This is a genomic window from Pedobacter jamesrossensis (genome assembly GCF_042650905.1).
GTDB classification, from domain to species: Bacteria; Bacteroidota; Bacteroidia; order Sphingobacteriales; family Sphingobacteriaceae; genus Pedobacter; species Pedobacter jamesrossensis.
In genome coordinates, this window is record NZ_JBHSBY010000144.1 from 96,780 (window position 1) to 115,512 (window position 18,733).

At 35.2% G+C, this 18,733-nt stretch carries 11 protein-coding genes and 1 pseudogene; 9 read left to right on the top strand and 3 right to left on the bottom strand.

Annotated elements, in window-relative coordinates:
- Position 1: 1 nt before the first annotated feature.
- The 3 genes from ACFOUY_RS19640 to kbl all read right to left on the bottom strand — a co-directional run bounded on the left by ACFOUY_RS19640 (position 2) and on the right by kbl (position 2,798).
- Positions 2–421 carry a Rieske (2Fe-2S) protein gene (locus ACFOUY_RS19640; protein ID WP_378962977.1) on the bottom strand — a complete coding sequence of 140 codons (420 nt, stop codon included), beginning with the start codon at positions 419–421 and terminating at the stop codon, positions 2–4.
- Complete coding sequence (gene pheS, locus ACFOUY_RS19645; RefSeq protein ID WP_378962978.1) at positions 421–1,461, bottom strand: phenylalanine--tRNA ligase subunit alpha; 1,041 nt, start codon at positions 1,459–1,461, stop codon at positions 421–423. The genes ACFOUY_RS19640 and pheS overlap by 1 nt, the downstream gene beginning before the upstream one ends.
- Before the next feature lie 149 nt (positions 1,462–1,610).
- Positions 1,611–2,798 carry a glycine C-acetyltransferase gene (gene kbl, locus ACFOUY_RS19650; protein WP_378962979.1) on the bottom strand — a complete coding sequence of 396 codons (1,188 nt, stop codon included), beginning with the start codon at positions 2,796–2,798 and terminating at the stop codon, positions 1,611–1,613.
- Positions 2,799–3,050: 252 nt separating this feature from the next.
- Here kbl and ACFOUY_RS19655 point away from each other — a divergent pair, with 252 nt between their 5' ends.
- The 9 genes and pseudogenes from ACFOUY_RS19655 (at position 3,051) to ACFOUY_RS19695 (ending at position 18,696) form a co-directional block, all read left to right on the top strand.
- A complete protein-coding gene (locus tag ACFOUY_RS19655; RefSeq protein ID WP_378962980.1) occupies positions 3,051–5,501 on the top strand; it encodes a DUF5686 and carboxypeptidase regulatory-like domain-containing protein in 2,451 nt (816 codons plus the stop codon).
- A gap of 124 nt (positions 5,502–5,625) precedes the next feature.
- Positions 5,626–6,582, top strand: a complete 957-nt coding sequence (gene trhO / locus ACFOUY_RS19660; RefSeq protein ID WP_378962981.1) for an oxygen-dependent tRNA uridine(34) hydroxylase TrhO — start codon at positions 5,626–5,628, stop codon at positions 6,580–6,582.
- Positions 6,569–6,911 (top strand): annotated as a pseudogene (locus tag ACFOUY_RS19665) (DMT family protein). The gene trhO and the pseudogene ACFOUY_RS19665 overlap by 14 nt, the downstream one beginning before the upstream one ends.
- Positions 6,912–6,977: 66 nt before the next feature.
- Positions 6,978–9,860 (top strand): triple tyrosine motif-containing protein, encoded by a 2,883-nt coding sequence (locus tag ACFOUY_RS19670; RefSeq protein ID WP_378962983.1) that lies wholly within the window; start codon positions 6,978–6,980, stop codon positions 9,858–9,860.
- Positions 9,861–10,196: 336 nt separating this feature from the next.
- Positions 10,197–13,211: a SusC/RagA family TonB-linked outer membrane protein gene (locus ACFOUY_RS19675; protein ID WP_378962984.1), complete on the top strand. Its 3,015-nt coding sequence runs from the start codon at positions 10,197–10,199 to the stop codon at positions 13,209–13,211.
- An 11-nt stretch (positions 13,212–13,222) separates the two neighbouring features.
- Positions 13,223–14,707 (top strand): RagB/SusD family nutrient uptake outer membrane protein, encoded by a 1,485-nt coding sequence (locus ACFOUY_RS19680; RefSeq protein ID WP_378962985.1) that lies wholly within the window; start codon positions 13,223–13,225, stop codon positions 14,705–14,707.
- Between the two features lie 18 nt (positions 14,708–14,725).
- A complete protein-coding gene (locus tag ACFOUY_RS19685; RefSeq protein WP_378962986.1) occupies positions 14,726–15,556 on the top strand; it encodes a LamG-like jellyroll fold domain-containing protein in 831 nt (276 codons plus the stop codon).
- A gap of 79 nt (positions 15,557–15,635) precedes the next feature.
- Entirely contained in the window at positions 15,636–17,306 is a 1,671-nt protein-coding gene (locus ACFOUY_RS19690) for a glucoamylase family protein (protein WP_378962987.1), read from the top strand.
- 19 nt (positions 17,307–17,325) lie between these two features.
- Positions 17,326–18,696, top strand: coding sequence for a glucoamylase family protein (locus ACFOUY_RS19695; RefSeq protein ID WP_378962988.1), 1,371 nt, complete (start codon positions 17,326–17,328; stop codon positions 18,694–18,696).
- The last annotated feature ends 37 nt before the right edge of the window (positions 18,697–18,733 follow it).

The window sequence follows — 18,733 nt, forward strand, 5'->3', positions numbered from 1 at the left end:
TTTAATTGGTTACTTGTAAATTTTGGCCAGATATAGCCACTGTGTATTGTTTTAAACCTCTAACTGCAGGTGCTTTAACCGGACTTCCATCTTCGAGCAAAAACTTTGCACCAGAACAAGGGTCGGTAACTGTAATTGTTGGATCATCAAGATTTACAGCACATTTTTGTTCAGGATTTACACTGCTACAACGGTCAAATGCTACATAACTATTATCTGTTCTACGATAAAGCACCAAACCTGCAATACCATACCCATTAATAACAACTGCCCCTCCCGGACTACTCAATCTGCTTAACCGAGGATCTGTTACAGGCATGCTGAAATTTACTCCAACTTCAGGTATGTAACCTTCATCTTTTCCACAGCCTGTTGTAAACAATACGAGGATGAATAATATGCTGTATAAAAGCTTCATCATTATATTAAAGCAGATTTATACTGCTTTAAAAAACGAACATCGTTTTCGGAGAATAGCCTTAAATCTTTAATCACATATTTAAGATTTGTAATTCTTTCTATCCCCATACCAAAGGCAAAACCGCTGTATTTCTTTGAATCTATACCGCAATTCTCTAAAACATTCGGGTCAACCATGCCACAACCCAAAATTTCTACCCAACCGCTATATTTACACATATTACAACCGGCACCCTTACAGATGGTACAAGAAATATCCATCTCTGCAGAAGGTTCTGTAAAAGGGAAATAAGAGGGGCGGAAACGAACTTGGGTTCCTTCGCCATATAACTCTTGAACGAAATAAAATAATGTTTGTTTCAAATCTGCAAACGACACATTTTCATCAACATACAAACCTTCGATTTGGTGAAAAAAACAATGTGCTCTTGCAGAAATAGCTTCGTTACGGTAAACACGACCTGGCATAATTGCTCTGAAAGGTGGTTGGCCTTGCTCCATCATGCGTACTTGCACCGATGAAGTATGTGTACGCAAAGCAATATCGCCTTTTTCGCCACCTTTCTTAATGAAGAAAGTATCCTGCATATCTCTCGCAGGGTGTTCTTCAGGGAAGTTTAAAGCAGAGAAGTTATGCCAGTCATCTTCAATTTCAGGGCCTTCGGCTACTGTAAAACCAAGTTTTGCGAAAATCTCTACAATCTCTCTTCGAACCAAAGCTAGTGGATGGCGTGAACCAATTTCAAAACCTTCTCCAGGTAATGTTAAATCTTCCTCATTTACTCCAGATTGAGACTGTGTTGATTCAGTAACCTCTTTTAATGCTAAATACTTAGCCTCTGCGAGTTGCTTAAATTCGTTAAGAACTTTACCTAAAGATTTTTTCTCTTCAACAGAAACGGTTTTAAATTCTTCAAAAATTTCTTTGATAATACCTTTACTTCCTAAATATTTTATGCGAAACTGCTCTAACTCATCTGCTTTCTCTGTTACGAAAGCATTAATTTTCTCAGTATATTGTGTTATTTTGTCCTGTAACATGGCTTCAAATATACAGGAAATTATCTTAAAATTTAAATGTGCATCGGTTCAAAAAATCTGTTTACAATATCATTATAAAAGAAAATGAACCCGAAACAAAAAAGCCGCAACTTCATGCGGCTTTGAAAATATTATAGAGTTATTAGGAATTAAATTACGCCAAGTTCTTTTCCAACTTTAGTAAAAGCCGCAATGGCTTTATCTAAATGATGTTGCTCATGTCCGGCAGAAAGTTGTACTCTAATTCTTGCTTTTCCCTGAGGAACAACCGGATAGAAAAATCCGATAACGTAAATGCCTTCCTCTAACATTTTTGCAGCAAAATTTTGCGCAATTTTTGCATCATAAAGCATTACAGGCACTATTGGATGAAAACCAGGTTTAATATCGAAACCAGCTTCCGTCATCTTCTCACGGAAATATTTGGTATTATTTTCCAATTTATCTCTTAAAGATGTGGTTTCGCTTAACATATCTAAAACAGCTATAGATGCGCCAGCAATTGCCGGAGCTAAAGTGTTCGAGAATAAATATGGGCGAGAACGTTGACGCAACATATCGATGATTTCTTTTTTACCTGATGTAAAACCGCCCGAGGCACCACCTAATGCTTTACCCAAGGTTCCAGTAATGATATCAATGCGATCCATAACATTAAAATGCTCATGTGTACCACGACCTGTTTTACCAATAAAACCAGAACAGTGCGACTCATCAATCATAATTAATGCTTCATATTTATCGGCCAAATCGGCAATTTTATCCAAAGGTGCTACAGAACCATCCATTGAAAAAGCACCATCAGTAACGATAATTCTATGGCGACAATCTTTAGCTGCGATTAATTGCTTTTCCAAATCTTCCATATCAGCATTTTTATAACGGAAACGCTGTGCTTTACACAAACGAACGCCATCAATAATCGATGCATGGTTTAACTCATCAGAAATAATTGCATCTTCTGCATTAAACAACGGCTCGAAAACGCCACCATTTGCATCAAAAGCTGCAGCATATAAAATTGTATCTTCGGTACCTAAAAAAGTAGAAATTTTAGCTTCCAGTTCTTTGTGCACATCTTGGGTACCACAAATAAAACGAACAGAAGACATTCCATAACCATGATCGTCTATTGCTTTTTTAGCTGCCTCAATCACCTTTGGATGAGATGAAAGGCCTAAATAATTATTTGCACAAAAGTTAATGACTTCAGCACCACCGCTCACTTTAATATCTGCACCTTGAGGGGTAATAATTATGCGTTCGCGTTTAAATAATCCTGCGTTTTCAATTTCTTCTAATTCTTTTTGAAGAACAGGTTGTAAAGTTTTATACATGGCATTTATTGGTTGATTTTGCTTTCAAAGTTATAAAAAAAACGGCTCTCAGATATAAAATACGCTCTACAATACTATTATTTAAAATAACAAACGTTTGATATTTCTGTTGAACCCAATTATATTCAGACATTTTTTTTAAAAGTGGCTCCCAAAAAAATATTTTTTAATCAACTTAACAAACTTTAACACATAGCTATACGTATAGTGTTAAAACTTATTCGATATTTATACCTTAACTAGTCTTTACACATGATAAGAAACTGCGCACTCGTAATCTTTTGTTTATTTTTTTACAATTTTGCTTTTGCACAACAATTTACCGTAACAGGAATTATAAAAGATATTAGCGGACAAGCTGTTCCTTTTGCTTCAGTTTCTATAAAAGGTACAACTAAAGGTACATCGGCAAATGTAGATGGCAAGTATGAGATTAAGCTAAACCGAGGTGAAACAACTTTAAGTTTTAGGGCCATTGGCTATAAACCACAAGAGCATATTTTAAACTTGGTTGCCTCAACATCATTAAATATTTCTTTAACATCAGAAAGTTATACGCTAAATAACGTTACCATAAAAGGTAATGCGGAAGATCCGGCATATGCGATTATTCGCAAAGCCATAAAGCAAAGAAAAATACATCTGGAAGAAGTAAATTCATTTACCTGTGATGTTTATATAAAAGGTGTGCAACGTTTAAGAAGTGCTCCTAAAAAATTTATGGGACAAGACATTAGAAAAGTAATGGAGCTCGATACAAACCGACAAGGCATTATTTATCTTTCAGAATCGCAAAGTAAGTTCAGTTTTAGAAGACCAAACGATGTACATGAAGAAATGATTTCATCGAAAGTTGCAGGCAGAAATAATGCCTTTAGTTTTAACAAAGCTTCTGATTTGGTTATAAACTTTTACGATAACTACCTGCTTGAAAATAAACTAAGTTCAAGAGGCTTTATTTCTCCAATTGCAGATAACGCACTTTTTTACTATAAATATAAATATTTGGGCGAAACACGTGAAAATGGCGAAGTTGTAAATAAAATAGAGGTAATTCCACGTCGTCCAAACGACCCTGTATTTAGGGGGATAATTTATATATTGGAAGATAGCTGGAGGATATATAACACCGATTTATTCTTAACAAAAAGTGCCGGAATTAATTTTATAGATACGTTGAGTATAAATCAACAATTCACAAAAGTTAAAGAAGTTTACATGCCAACAAGTATAAATTTTCAATTTAATGGTAATGTACTAGGTTTTAAGTTTGCAGGCTACTTTGTTGGTGTGTATAGTAATTACGATATTTCTCCTATTTTCCCTAAAAACTTTTTCAGCGGAGAGATTTTAAAGGTTACAGAAATGGTTAACAAAAAGGATTCGATATACTGGACTAATAATCGTCCAATTCCTTTAACACCAGATGAAAAAATTAATTATGTAGTAAAAGATAGCATTGCCAAACGAAAAGAATCTAAAACTTATCTAGACTCTCTAGAAAAGGATAATAATAAATTTGGTATTGGAAAACTATTATTGAGGGGCTATAGTATTAACGATAGATTTGACAAAGAATACATTTCTTTCGATCCAATTTTACGGTCGGTATTTTATAATACAGTAGAGGGTTTTGCAATAAAATATGGGGTTACTTACAGAAAAGTATTCGAAAATCGAAGAAGCTACAGCATTCGCCCCGAATTAAGATATGGTTTTGCCAATCAAAAACTTACAGGAAGTTTAACAGGAAGCTATTATTACAACCCACTTAAACGGGCAAGTATTGGTGCATCATTTGGAAACGGAATTTTCGATTTAAATAATTTAGGCTCAATGACAGACCTGGGAAACACAATCAATTCTCTACTTTACGAAAAGAATTTCCCTAAATTTTATTCAAAAACTTTCGTTAATTTAAATACCACACGCGAATTAGCAAGTGGATTACAGGGTTCAGTCAGCTTAGATTATGCAAGAAACCATACTTTAACAAACTCAACTGATTTTAAGTTTTTTGATAATAAAGACAGGGAATTTACCTCAAATAACCCTTTTAACCCAACAACTGAAACACCTCTTTTTCCAACTTATACATCAGTTAGTGCAACAGCAAGTTTAACTTATACAATAGGTCAGAAATACATTACCCGCCCCGATGGTAAATTTTATACAGAATCTAAGTATCCTAAAATAACCGTTCTTTATAAAAAAGGAATAAAAAATGCTTTGGGTAGCGATGTAGACTACGATTTTGTAAAAGCCGAAATATCTCAGGATAGAATTAGCCTTGGTTTGTGGGGTTACTCTTCATTTTTGGTTGGCGCCGGAAAATTCATCAATAATAACAGCTTGTATTACCCTGATTTCAAACATTTTGCGGGTAACATCTCTACAATTTTTCCACCTAACTTAAGAAAATTCCAATTTCTGGATTTTTATCAGTTCAGCACAAATCAACAATATTTCGAGGCTCATGCAGAACATAATTTTGCAGGCTTCTTCTTAAATAAAGTCCCGTTATTACGTAAAGCAAAGCTTGAAGAGTTTATTGGTGGTGGCTATTTATCATCTCCAGAAAAAAGAAACTATAAAGAGTTTTACTTCGGTTTACAGCGCTTAGTTTTAAGAGTAAGTTATGGTTTTGCTTATGATGGTGGTAAAAAACTAACACAAGGCTTTAGAATTAGCTATGGGTTTTAGTTAGGCTGAAGGTTGAGGGCTTAAAGGTTGAGGGTGACCTTCTACCTTAAACCTTTTAACCTTCCACCTTTTTTCTTATCTTTGCCTCGCTTTAAACGCCGTTTGCAACGGTATCAACAGCGTTATGAAAAAATATCAAACACTACTTTACTATTGCTATAGTTACATAGCAGAGGCAGAACAGTTTGCTGCCGATCACCTAAAATTTTGTAAATCGTTAGATTTAGTAGGCAGAATAATCGTAGCTGATGAAGGTTTAAATGGTACTGTTTCAGGCTCAATAGAATCTTGTAAAGCCTACATGGAAGCTATCCATGCCGATGAAAGATTTACAAAAACCGAATTTAAGATCGACGATGTAGAAGAGCCTTCTTTTATTAAAATGCATTGCAGATATAAATCAGAAATTGTTCATTCAGGTTTAAGAGATACTTCAATCATCAATCCAAATGAAAAAACAGGTAAACATTTAGAGCCTGTTGATTTTATGAAAATGAAGGATGATGAAGATGTTATTATTCTGGATGTTCGCTCTAACTACGAGCACAATTTAGGGAAATTTAAAAATGCATTAACTTTAGATATCGAAAATTTCCGCGATTTTCCAGAGCAAATCAATGAACTGGCTAAATACAAAGACAAGAAAATTTTAACCTATTGCACAGGTGGTATTAAATGCGAAAAAGCATCTGCCCTACTTTTACATCATGGTTTTAACGATGTTTACCAATTACACGGTGGCATTATAAAATACGGAAAAGAAGCAGGAGGCAAAGATTTTGAAGGAAAATGCTATGTTTTTGATAATCGTATTGCTGTAGATGTAAATGAGGTAAACCCAACCATAGTTTCAGTTTGTTATAATTGTGGCACAACAACCCCAAAAATGATTAACTGCGCAAACCCTGAGTGTAATGAGCACATTACACAGTGTGATAATTGCGGAGAAGAATTACAAGGCTGTTGCTCTGTGGATTGCACAACAAACCCTCGAAAACGTCCTTATGATGGCACAGGTTATTATGTTAAAGTTCCGCAGCCGGTTAGTAATAAAAAACAAGTAACTAATGCTGTTGTTTAGACAAATAAACAACAACATTCTATGCGCGTATTCTTCCCTATTGCCTTTCTATTTATATCATAATGCCTTTATGACATTGGCTTGGTATGGCCATTTAAAGTTTAAGGATATGGAATGGATATATTTTTCAGGTACCTGCTAATAAATTTGGCCTTAAGGAAAATGGCGGAGCTTTTAGTTTAATGCAACTAAAAGTTACACACGAAGCCATAACCGTATTTTCAATTTTCCCAATCCTTTTCTTTAAAACGGAAAAAATTGCCTGGAATCATATTATTGCTTTCTGCTTAATTTTACTTGCAGTGTTCTTTGCTTTTATCAAGAAATAATTCAGTTTTACATCTTCTCTTTATTTTTATTTACTTTGTGTAATAATCCGATTACCAATTTTACACATGCAAAAATTCTTACGCTGCATTTTCTTAATTTTAATCTGCACCTCATTAAATTTATATGCTGCTGATATTAAAAGTATTGGCGTACCATATATTGAAAATTATTCTAAAGCTATTTATGCTTCTGGCAATCAAAACTGGAGCATAGCAAAAGATAAGGATGGCGTAATGTACTTTGGCAATACCGAAGGCTTACTTACCTACGATGGAAAATATTGGCAGCAATACAAAATGCCAAATAATCAAATTGTTCGCTCTGTGGCAACAGATAACAATGGCAAAATTTACACTGGCGGATTTGGAGATTTTGGTTATTGGTCGTTCAAACAAAACAAATTAAAATACACTTCCTTAACTAATTTAATTCCAAAATCGGATAAACTCAAAGATGAAATCTGGAAGATTCATATTTATGGCAACAAGGTTATCTTTCAATCTTTTAGCACCATATATATCTACATTAATGGTAAAATTACAATTTTAAAAAATGCCAGTAATTTCTTGTTTTCTTACAAAATAGGGAATAGATTTATTGTAGAAGATAAGGGACTATACGAACTTAAAGGTAATAAGTTAATGTTCATTCCTGGTAGCGATGTTATTTGCAAAACTGGGGTACTATCTATTCTACCCTTTAAAGGTGATGTTTTGCTAATTGGAACTGGTAAAAATGGATTATTTTTATTCGATGGTAAGACATTTACAGCCTTCAACACGCCAGCAAATTCTTTTTTATCTGCATTTCAATTAAACAATGGCGCCAAAATTCTAGATAAGTATTATGCTTACGGAACAATACTAAATGGCGTTATTATTATTGATGAGAGTGGCAAAATTATTCAAAGAGTTAATAAATCAAGCGGATTGCAGAATAACACTGTTCTAAGCTTGTATAGCGATGATGAACAAAACCTGTGGGCTGGTTTAGACAATGGAATCGACAGGATTGAACTTAATTCGCCGTTATATTTCTACCTGGATAAAATGGGTGTTTTTGGAACAGTATATTCTAGTGTAATTTTTCAGAATAAAATCTATTTAGGAACAAATCAAGGTCTTTTTTACAGCGAATGGAAAGAAAATGATCAGTTTTCTAACCTAAATTTTCGACTTATACCAAATTCTCAGGGACAGGTTTGGGAATTAACCATAATTGACGGGCAACTTTTATGCGGGCACAATAACGGAACATTTAACGTAACAGGCGATAAAATCGAAAAATTAACAGGTTATAGTGGCGGCTGGACGATTAAAAAATTAAACAGCAACCCTAACTTGTTAATTCAAGGTACCTACACAGGTTTATTGCTCTTTAACAAAAACAGTCAAGGCAAATGGCAATTTTTTAAAAAGATTGCAAATTTTAACGAGCCATCACGATGTGTTGAGCAAGATAACAAGGGTGAAATATGGGTTAGCCATGCTTATAAAGGACTTTATAAATTAAAACTAAGCAGTGATTACAGTACAGTCATTTCGAATAAATATTACGATGAAAAAAGTGGGCTGTCCAATAACTATAACCTCAACCTATTTAATTTAGAAGATAAAATTGTTTTCGCAAGCTCGTCGGGTTTCTTTACTTACGATAATATTAGCGATAGATTTTCGAAATATAATATATTAAACAAAGCACTTGGTTCCTTTGCCTCATCGAATAAAATTATTAATGCTGGTTCTAAAAAGTATTGGTTTATCAATCATGGTAAAACAGCTTTGGCTAACTTCAGCGAAGCTGGAAAAATATCTATAGATTCAAATCGTTTCAGTATTTTGGATGGTAAGATGGTTCAATACTATGAAAATATCAGTAGAATTAGCGATTCTATTTATTTAATTAGTGTTGATGATGGTTTCGTTTTTTACAATTCAAGCCAGATAATACAATCTGCAGCAAACAAAATTCAACAAAGAGTTTTAATTCGCAGAATTGAGGATATAACAGATAAGTACTCCATTATTAGCGAAAATGGAAATGATGGCTCAGAAATAGAAGTTAGAAATAGCCGAAACAATATTCGGATATCTTTCTCCTTACCTTATTACAGGCAAGCTAAAATTAAGTTCCAATACTATCTGGAAGGTTACTCGAAAGACTGGTCAGATTGGAGTTATGCTACCCAAAAAGATTTCACCAACTTAAGCAGTGGTAAATATCATTTTAAAGTTAGAGCGAGAATAGACGATTCAAAAATCAGCGAAATTACAACCTTCGAATTTGTTGTGCTTAGACCATGGTATTTGAGTAATTGGGCGATAATATTATACTCTATAATTTTTGTGATTATTTTGATAATAGGTAAAAAAATATATGAGGGTAAACTTCAAAAAGATAGTCAGAAAATAACCGACCGCTTGCAGGCGGAACAAGATGAGATTTTAAAGCAAGAATCAGAAGCTAACGAAAAGCAAATCCATAAGCTACAAACCGAAAAGCTACAAGCAGAACTAGCGTCAAAAAATCGTGAGCTTGCAAACTCTGCTATGACTTTAGTTTACAAAAATGAATTACTTCAAAAATTAAGCGACGATATTTTAAAACTTAAAGACGAGAATGGAAAAAAACTTGCTGATGATCAGATTCGAAAAATCCAAAAAGTAATAAACGACGGAATGAATGACGAACGCGACTGGCATTTATTTGAAAATAGTTTTAATGAGGCACACGAGAGTTTCTTTAAAAAACTTAAAGCCGGTCATCCGGATTTGGTACCAAATGATTTAAAGCTGTGTGCTTATTTAAGAATGAATATGAGCAGTAAGGAAATGTCTTCATTACTTAACATTACCTTGAGAGGAGTAGAAATTCGTCGCTACCGTTTACGCAAAAAACTGAATATTCCACACGACAAAAATCTTACAGAATTTTTAATGGAACTATAAATTATAACTCTTTAAGATTATCGGGAACGTTTGCATAAAACTAGCTTTTAATGGTTTATTACTACTCACTAACTTTTAGCTACTACATCATTACCTCTCATAAGCAATTATTAAGAGTTTCAAAAAGCTTGGTGTATTTTATACACTTTGTGTACGTGTAATCATCAAGTTACAATTCAAAAAACTGCATTTTCAGGCCAATTTCCTATTTGGTATGCATCCATGAGATAGTACACTTTTATTAATGATGTATTAATGTAGAGGTAATATCACTTGCACAAGAACAAAAACAACCTCACATTTAGATTAACAATTAAACTAAATTTATAATAAAGCATGAAAAGAATCTTTACAAGACTTTCTGTTCTAGCTGCTTTTTGTCTACTAACAATTAATGTAGCATTTGCGCAAAACATTACCATAAAAGGTAAGGTAATTGATGGAGGTGATAAAACATCTTTACCTGGCGTAACTGTATTAGTTAAAGGTACACAAAACGGTACGCAAACAGATGCAAACGGCAACTACTCCATAAGTGCGCCATCAAACGCAACTTTAGTATTCAACTTTATCGGTTATACTGCACAAGAGCAGGCAGTATCTAACCGAACTACAATTAATGTATCATTAGCATCAGAAGACCAACAATTAGAGCAAGTTGTGGTTGTGGGTTATGGTACACAAAGAAAAATTGATGTTACAGGTTCTGTAGCAACTGTAAAAGGAGAAGATATTTCTAAACAAGCATCAGTTAACCCAGTAAGTGCTTTACAAGGTAAAGTTGCTGGTGTTTCGATTACCAATAATGGCGCACCAGGTTCGTCACCTCAAATCACCATTCGTGGTACAGGTACTGTTTATGGTAATACTGGAGTGCTATACGTAGTTGATGGTGTTTGGTATGACGAGATTAGTTTCTTAAATCCTGCTGACATCGAAAGTTTAAGTATTTTGAAAGATGCATCTTCTCAATCTATTTATGGTATTCGTGCAGCAAATGGTGTTGTTTTAGTCACTACAAAAAAAGGTAAAACTGGTGAACCAGTAATAAGTTACAATGGTTCGGTAGGTTTTAAAGCAGTGACTAATCAGGTTGAAATGGCAAATGCAACTGAATATGCAACGATCATCAATGAATTATCTGCATCGAACGGAGCAAACCCGTTATTTGCTAATCCATCATCTTTTGGAACAGGTACTAATTGGTATAACCAGGCATTTAGAAACGCATTGCAAACCAATCACCAAATTTCGGTTAATGGTGGTACTGAAAAAACTACATACAATTTTTCATTAGGTTACACAAATGAAGATGGTATCGTTAAAACCCAGAATTACAAAAGATATACGGCTAAACTTTCGAATGATTTTCAGGTTCTTAAACCATTGAAAATCGGTTATACTGTTTCAGGTACATCAATCAATTCAAATGATATAAATGATGGTATTTTTCGTCAGTTATATACAGCGGGTCCAGTTGTACCAGTTTATTATGCAGATGGAACTTATGGAGATGCTAATGATTTCAGTTTAGGAGGTGGTAACAACTTTAACCCACAAGTTACTTTAGATTTCTTTAATCAGCAATCTAAAAACTATCGTATTAATGGTAACGTTTATGCAGAATTAACCGTAGCTAAAAACTTTACTTTTAAAACTAGTGCTGGTGGTGATTTTGGACAAAACGAAGTTAGAGCATATACACCACTTTTTTCAGCTACTCAAGGGCAAAGAACAACACAGAGCACTTTAGAAGTAAAGAGATCGGAAACCAGAAATTGGATTTTAGAAAATACTTTAACTTACAAAAACACTTTCGGAGACCATAGCATAACTGCATTAGTTGGTACTACAGCACAAAGAAGAAAATCTTACTTTATAAACTCTAAGGCATTCGATGTTCCTTACTCAAGTGATGGAGATTTGTACCTTTCTTTAGGTACTGCTGCTACACGTACTGTTGTTGATGGTGGAAGTTTATCTACCTCGGCTTCTTACTTTGGTCGTGTAAACTATTCTTACAAAGATAAATACTTATTAAACGCTACAATACGTAGAGATGCTGCTTCTCAATTTTTTGGAGGGGGTGATTTATGGGGTAATTTCCCTGCAGTTGGTGCAGGTTGGGTAATTACCAATGAAAACTTTATGAAAGACCAAAAAGTAGTGAACTATTTAAAACTAAAAGGATCTTGGGGTAAAGTAGGTAATGCAGGTGTTCCAATCAATCCAACGACTTTAACTGTATCGCAAGGTGGGGATTTAGTAGCATTCTTTAACGGTATAGGTTATACAGGTGCAAATATTAATTCTCTAGTGCCATCTTTCTTAAATTGGGAGCGCACTACAGGTACCGATATTGGTATTGAGGCTAGGTTCTTAGATAATCGATTAAGTATTGAAACTGGAGTTTATAATAAGCGAACTGAACAGGCAATTTTCGAAATTCCAATTTTAAGCTCTATTGGTACTGCTTCTGGTTCACAAATTGGCAACCAGGCAGATTTCCAAAATCGTGGTTTTGAATTCTTGGCAACTTATGCTGACAAATCAAAAAATGGCTTCGGTTATTCAATTAGTGGTAATATTGGTATCAATAACAACAAAGTACTATCGGTAGTTACTGGTTTAAACCCGATTTATGCGGGCGGTGCAGGTATTGCTAATGGAGCACTATCTACCCGTACAATACAAGGTGGTGCTATTGGAGAGTTTTACGGTTACGATGTAGCTGGTATTTTCCAAACACCGGCAGAAGTTTCTAGTTCGGCTCAAAAAACTGCTAAGCCAGGAGATTTTAAATATGTTGATCAAAACGGAGATGGTATTATTGATGGTAAAGATCGTATTGTTTTAGGTAATCCAAATCCTAAATTCAGCTATGGATTAAATACTTCTTTCAATTACAAAAACTTCGATTTATCAGTTGATATTCAAGGTGTTGCTGGCGTAGATGTATATAATGCTAACATCGCTTATCGTTTTGGCAATGAAAACTTTAGTAAGGATTTTTATGATAACAGATGGCATGGTGCTGGTACATCAACAACTTATCCTTCTGCAGCAGTTGGCTCAACAGCCAATGCAGCACCCAATTCATTCTATGTTGAAGATGGTTCTTACATCCGTTTAAGAAACATTCAGTTAGGTTATGCTTTGCCTTCAATGTTAATGAGCAAATGGAAAATGCAAAGAGTTAGGGTTTTTGTTGATGCACAGAATGCAATTAACCTTTTCGGTTATAAAGGCTTTACTCCAGAGATTGGTGGTACACCAACAAATGCTGGTATAGATGCAAGCGTTTATCCATTATCAGCTACTTATAGATTAGGTCTTCAAGTTACTTTCTAATAAATAAAGCAATGAAATTAAATTATAAAAATAATTATATACAAAAGATAGGACTTATTGCTTTGTGTTCTGGTCTATTGGTATTACCTGCATGTAAAAAAAGTTTTTTAGATGTAGATCCACAAGCACAGCAACCTGCAGTTACTTTTTGGAAAACTCAGGACGATGCTACAAAAGCGGTTAATTCCATTTATGGAATATTACGAAGCAATGATAACACAGGTTTTCCAGCAATAGCTGTTGAAAGCGTTGGTGGAGACGACGCAGAAAAAGGTAGCGATCCAAATGATGCAAGTTACTATAACAATTATGATGACTTTAGTGTTTCTTCAACAGAAGGTCAACTACAAGCATTTTGGAATGGTCAATATAAAAACATTAATCTTTGCAATCAGGTTTTAGATAATATCCCAGCTATAAGCATGGATGCTACTCTTAAAGCCCGATATATAGCTGAAGCAAAATTTGTTCGTGCTTATTCTTATTTCAGATTAGTTCGTGCATATGGTGATGTTCCACTACGCCTAAATGTACCTAAAGATGCGTCAGAATTCAATATCCCTCGTACACCTAAGGCGCAAGTTTGGGCTGCTATAGAAAAAGATTTAGATGATGCAGCTGCTGTATTACCTCAAACCTATCCTGCGATAGATTTAGGTCGGGCAACAAAAGGTGCTGCATTAGCTTTACACGCAAAAGTTGCAATGTATCAACAAAAATGGGCAGATGTTCTATCATTAACCAACACAGTGATGACAATGGGCTACAGCCTATTCCCAAATTACGAGCAAAGTTTCCGTTTAAATAATGAAAACAATGTAGAGTCAATATTCGAAATTCAATGCGAAATTATTCCAACTATTGAAGGTTCAGCAACTTCACAATATAGCCAAATTCAAGGTGTTAGAGGAACAGTAGCCGGCTATGGCTTAAATGTTCCTACGGCAGCTTTGGCAGCAGCTTACGAAGTTGGAGACGTTAGAAGAGACGCTACAATTATTTTCAGAGGAGAAACTACACCACAAGGTGATCCAATTCCAGTTACCGTACCAAATCCAATGTACAGTCAAAAACCATACGTTCCTTTTAATCTAATCAACACCAGTTTTAATCAAGGTGCTCAACAAAATGTAAGAGTTATTCGCTATGCTGATGTTTTGCTAATGAATGCTGAAGCTGCAAATGAGCTTGGAAATTCAACCTTAGCGAAAACTTCACTGAATCTTGTACGTGCTCGTGCTAGAGGTGGTGTTGCAGGCGTTTTACCTGATGTTACAACATCTGATAAAGATGCTTTACGCCAGGCCATCTGGAAAGAAAGATTTGTTGAATTGGCTATGGAATATGACCGTTATTTCGATGTAATTCGCCAAGGTCGCGGAGCTACAGTTTTTGGTCCAAAAGGATGGAAAGCTGGTAAAAATGAAGTTTGGCCAGTTCCATCAAACGAAATCGACAAAAGTGCAGGCACCCTAACTCAAAATCCAGGTTATTAACCGCTTAAATTAATAGGAATGAAAACAAAATATTTATTATTGATGGCAGTTACGAGCTTAGGGTTGTCATCATGTCAAAAAGAATTTGACCCAACTAGCTATGCCCCAGCATTAAACATTGGTGGCTTTACTAATTCGAAACAAATCGCTAGTTCAAACTTAGTTGCCCATTGGTCATTTGATGGTAGTTTAGTCGATAGTGTATCGAATACTGCTGGAATAAACAGTGGAACAAGTTTTGGTACTGGTATCAAAGGGAAATCTTTACAAGGTGCAAATAACAGTTATTTCCTAAGTGCACCTTCATCCAAAATAACGGGTCTAAAGAGCTTTACATTAACTGAGTGGGTTAATACTCCACCTCCATCCAACGGAATTATTGGTCTATTTAGTCTTTCTAACAAATCTCAGTTTTGGGGAAATTTAGAAGTTTTTATAGAAAATGGCAGCACCAACGATAATGCCACAATAAAAATTGTGTTTATAAATAATGGAGTTGGTGATAAAACCTATACGGCTAGTAATGTTGTTAACTTTTTTGGTAAATGGAATGCATTTTCTGTTTCTTATGATGAAACCACATCGACTGTGAAAGTATATGTTAATGGTTCTAGAGTAAGTTCAGGTAAATTAGATGGAATAACAGGTCCACTAAATTTTATTGATTCTGGCAATTTAGTTTTCGGCACAACCCAATTCATGACCACTCCAAGTCAGACTACAAGTCATTCGAAAGAACCATGGGCTAGCTACTTAACAGGACAACTAGATGAAGTGAAAATTTTCAACAAAGCATTATCAGATGATGAAGTTGGTTATCTGACAAAACTAGAAGGAAGAGGAAAGTAATTTTTCTGTTTTCAAATCTTATAAGCAATAAACAATTAAAGGGTTGCTGTAAATGGCAACCCTTTTTTAATCTTCTGCAATGATTAAAAAATTCCCAATCATAATTATCATCTTTCTTTTTGTGTTTTCCTGCAAAAAAGGTAATTCACCAACACCAACAGATCCCCCTGTTATTACCCCTACTTCATTTCAATTTTCTGATTTAAAAGTTAACGGCAGTTTTGCTGGTTTCACCTATTATGGGCTAAACAATACCCCAGTTATTAAAATCACTTTTTCATCACCAGTTAATTTAACTTCCGTTAGCGGAAATGTTACCCTTACCGATGCAACTGGAAACAGTACTGCATTTACCCCAACTTTAGAGAACAACGATAATACGCTTGTAATAACGCCTTCAGCATCATTACAGCCAATTACAAAATATATTTTAATAGCAAACACAGGTTTGCTTTCAAAAACTGGCAGCAAATTACAGAGCAGCGTAGTGGTCAATCTAATTACTGCTGTAGATGATATCGATAAATTCGCCCGCATTAGCGAAGAAGAACTTTTAACATTAGTGCAAAAACAAACCTTCAAATATTTCTGGGATTTTGGTCACCCAACTAGCGGTTTAGCAAGAGAAAGAAATACATCAGGCAACACCGTTACCTCTGGTGGTTCTGGATTTGGCATTATGGCTTTGGTTACAGGTATCAGTCGTAATTTTATAAGCAGAGCAGATGGCCTGGCTAGGATACAGAAAATAGTTGCCTTCCTTAAAACTGCGGAGCGTTTTCATGGTGCTTATCCACACTGGTTAGATGGAAATACTGGAAAAGTGATTCCTTTTAGCACAAAAGATAATGGTGGCGATTTAGTAGAAACATCTTATTTAATGGCTGGCTTAATTACGGCCCGTCAATATTTTAATTCCGCCGATGCTTCTGAAACGGCTTTACGAGCAGACATTAACACCATTTATAATGGCGTAGAGTGGAGCTGGTATCGAAAAGATAATAGTAATACACTTTATTGGCATTGGAGTCCGAATTATAACTGGGATATGAACTTGCCAATTAAAGGCTGGAACGAATGTTTGGTAACTTACGTTATGGCTGCAGCATCGCCAACCTACTCTATTCCAAAAACAGTTTACGATAATGGTTGGGCACAAAACGGTGCTATGAAAAACGGGAATTCTTATTACGGCGTTCAACTTCCATTAGGTGTTGCCAATGGTGGTCCATTATTTTTTGCTCATTATTCATTTATGGGTATTAACCCGAAGGGCTTAACAGATGCCTACGCTAACTACGAAACGCAAACAAAAGCACATACGCTAATTAATTATAACTATTGTAAGGCTAATCCAATGAGTTATTATGGTTATGGAGAAAACTGTTGGGGACTAACTGCCAGTGATATTAAAAATGGATACACTGCAAGTGCTCCAGGAAACGATGTTGGGGTAATTGTACCAACGGCTGCCCTTTCATCTTTTGCTTACACCCCAACCGAATCTATGCAGGCGCTAAAATATTTCTATTACAAATTAGGAAATAAAACCTGGGGAGAATATGGCTTTTACGATGCGTTTTCGCTACAAGATCAATGGTTTGCTTCTTCAACTTTAGCAATAGATCAAGGACCGATTATCGTTATGATAGAAAATTACCGTTCAAATTTAATTTGGAACTTATTTATGAGCGCTCCCGAAGTTAAAACCGGAATGCGCAGCCTGGGTTTTAGTAGCCCCAATCTTTAAAAAACCATATCCTGATACAATGAAATTTACATCCCGAATTCTTTTCGTCATTTTAATAACCTCTTGCATTCAATGCACAAGTGATGCGCAAACTTTTGAGTCTATAAAATCAGCTCCCCCTATAAAAAAAGGTTTATCAGACGATGAACTACTTGATGTTGTGCAAAAACAAACTTTTCAATATTTTTGGGATGGTGCCGAACCAAATTCTGGAGCTGGAAGAGAGCGATATCACGCAGATAATATATACCCTGATAATGATAAAAGCACTGTTGCTACAGGAGCAACCGGTTTTGGTTTAATGGCCATTTTAAGTGGAATAGATAGAGGCTACGTAACCAAAAAAGAAGGACTGAACAGGCTTAATAAAATCCTAACCTTTCTTGAAAAAGCCGACCGTTTTCATGGTGCATGGTCACACTGGATAAATGGGGAAACAGGAAAAGTTCGCCCCTTTGGCAAAAAAGATAATGGTGGAGATTTAGTTGAAACCTCTTTTGTGGCTCAAGCGCTAATTTGTATTAATGAATATTACAAAAACGGAAGTTCGGAAGAGAAATTACTTTCAAAAAAAGCCGATTCTCTTTGGCGAGGGATAGATTTCAACTGGTATAGAAATGGTGATCAAAATGTACTTTACTGGCATTGGTCACCAGAATATGCCTGGGAAATGAATTTTCCTGTAAAAGGGTATAACGAATGCCTAATTATGTACGTTATGGCAGCCTCCTCTCCTACTCATACAGTTCCCGCAGCCGTTTATCACGAAGGTTGGGCTAGAAATGGAGAGATAAATACAAAATTCGAATTATTTGGTCATCCATTCACATTAGACTATCAAGGTCAAAAAAATTCTGTTGGCCCATTATTTTGGGCGCATTATTCTTATTTAGGCTTAAATCCCAAAGGATTAACCGATCGTTATGCAAATTATTGGGAGAATAACGTAAATCAAACTTTAGCCATTCATGATTATTGTGTAGCTAACCCAAAAAACTTTAAGGGTTATGGCGAAAATAGTTGGGGCTTAACAGCAAGTTACTCTGTTAAGGGTTATGCAGCGCATAATCCTCAGGAAGATTTTGGCGTAATTTCTCCAACAGCCGCCATTTCCTCAATTCCATATACGCCAAAAGAATCGATTAAAGTTATCAGACATCTCTATGAAGATTTAGGAGATAAAGTTTGGGGAAAATATGGTTTTTATGATGCTTTCTCTGAAACAAACAACTGGTTTCCTAAAAGATATCTAGGTATTGACCAAGGACCAATGGTTGTGATGATTGAGAACTACCGATCTGGCTTATTATGGAAGCTATTTATGCGTAATGCTGATGTGCAAGCTGGTTTGAAAAAGTTAGATTTCAAAAGCCCGGAGATAAAAGAATAAATATAATGATTGAAAAAGATAAAGGGTTAGCCACAGA

Excerpts from the sequence above, each read along its gene's own strand:
- ACFOUY_RS19640 (WP_378962977.1), bottom strand. The coding sequence starts at position 421 with ATGATGAAGCTTTTATACAGCATATTATTCATCCTCGTATTGTTTACA.
- pheS (WP_378962978.1), bottom strand. The coding sequence starts at position 1,461 with ATGTTACAGGACAAAATAACACAATATACTGAGAAAATTAATGCTTTC.
- kbl (WP_378962979.1), bottom strand. The coding sequence starts at position 2,798 with ATGTATAAAACTTTACAACCTGTTCTTCAAAAAGAATTAGAAGAAATT.
- ACFOUY_RS19655 (WP_378962980.1), top strand. The coding sequence starts at position 3,051 with ATGATAAGAAACTGCGCACTCGTAATCTTTTGTTTATTTTTTTACAAT.
- trhO (WP_378962981.1), top strand. The coding sequence starts at position 5,626 with ATGAAAAAATATCAAACACTACTTTACTATTGCTATAGTTACATAGCA.
- ACFOUY_RS19670 (WP_378962983.1), top strand. The coding sequence starts at position 6,978 with ATGCAAAAATTCTTACGCTGCATTTTCTTAATTTTAATCTGCACCTCA.
- ACFOUY_RS19675 (WP_378962984.1), top strand. The coding sequence starts at position 10,197 with ATGAAAAGAATCTTTACAAGACTTTCTGTTCTAGCTGCTTTTTGTCTA.
- ACFOUY_RS19680 (WP_378962985.1), top strand. The coding sequence starts at position 13,223 with ATGAAATTAAATTATAAAAATAATTATATACAAAAGATAGGACTTATT.
- ACFOUY_RS19685 (WP_378962986.1), top strand. The coding sequence starts at position 14,726 with ATGAAAACAAAATATTTATTATTGATGGCAGTTACGAGCTTAGGGTTG.
- ACFOUY_RS19690 (WP_378962987.1), top strand. The coding sequence starts at position 15,636 with ATGATTAAAAAATTCCCAATCATAATTATCATCTTTCTTTTTGTGTTT.
- ACFOUY_RS19695 (WP_378962988.1), top strand. The coding sequence starts at position 17,326 with ATGAAATTTACATCCCGAATTCTTTTCGTCATTTTAATAACCTCTTGC.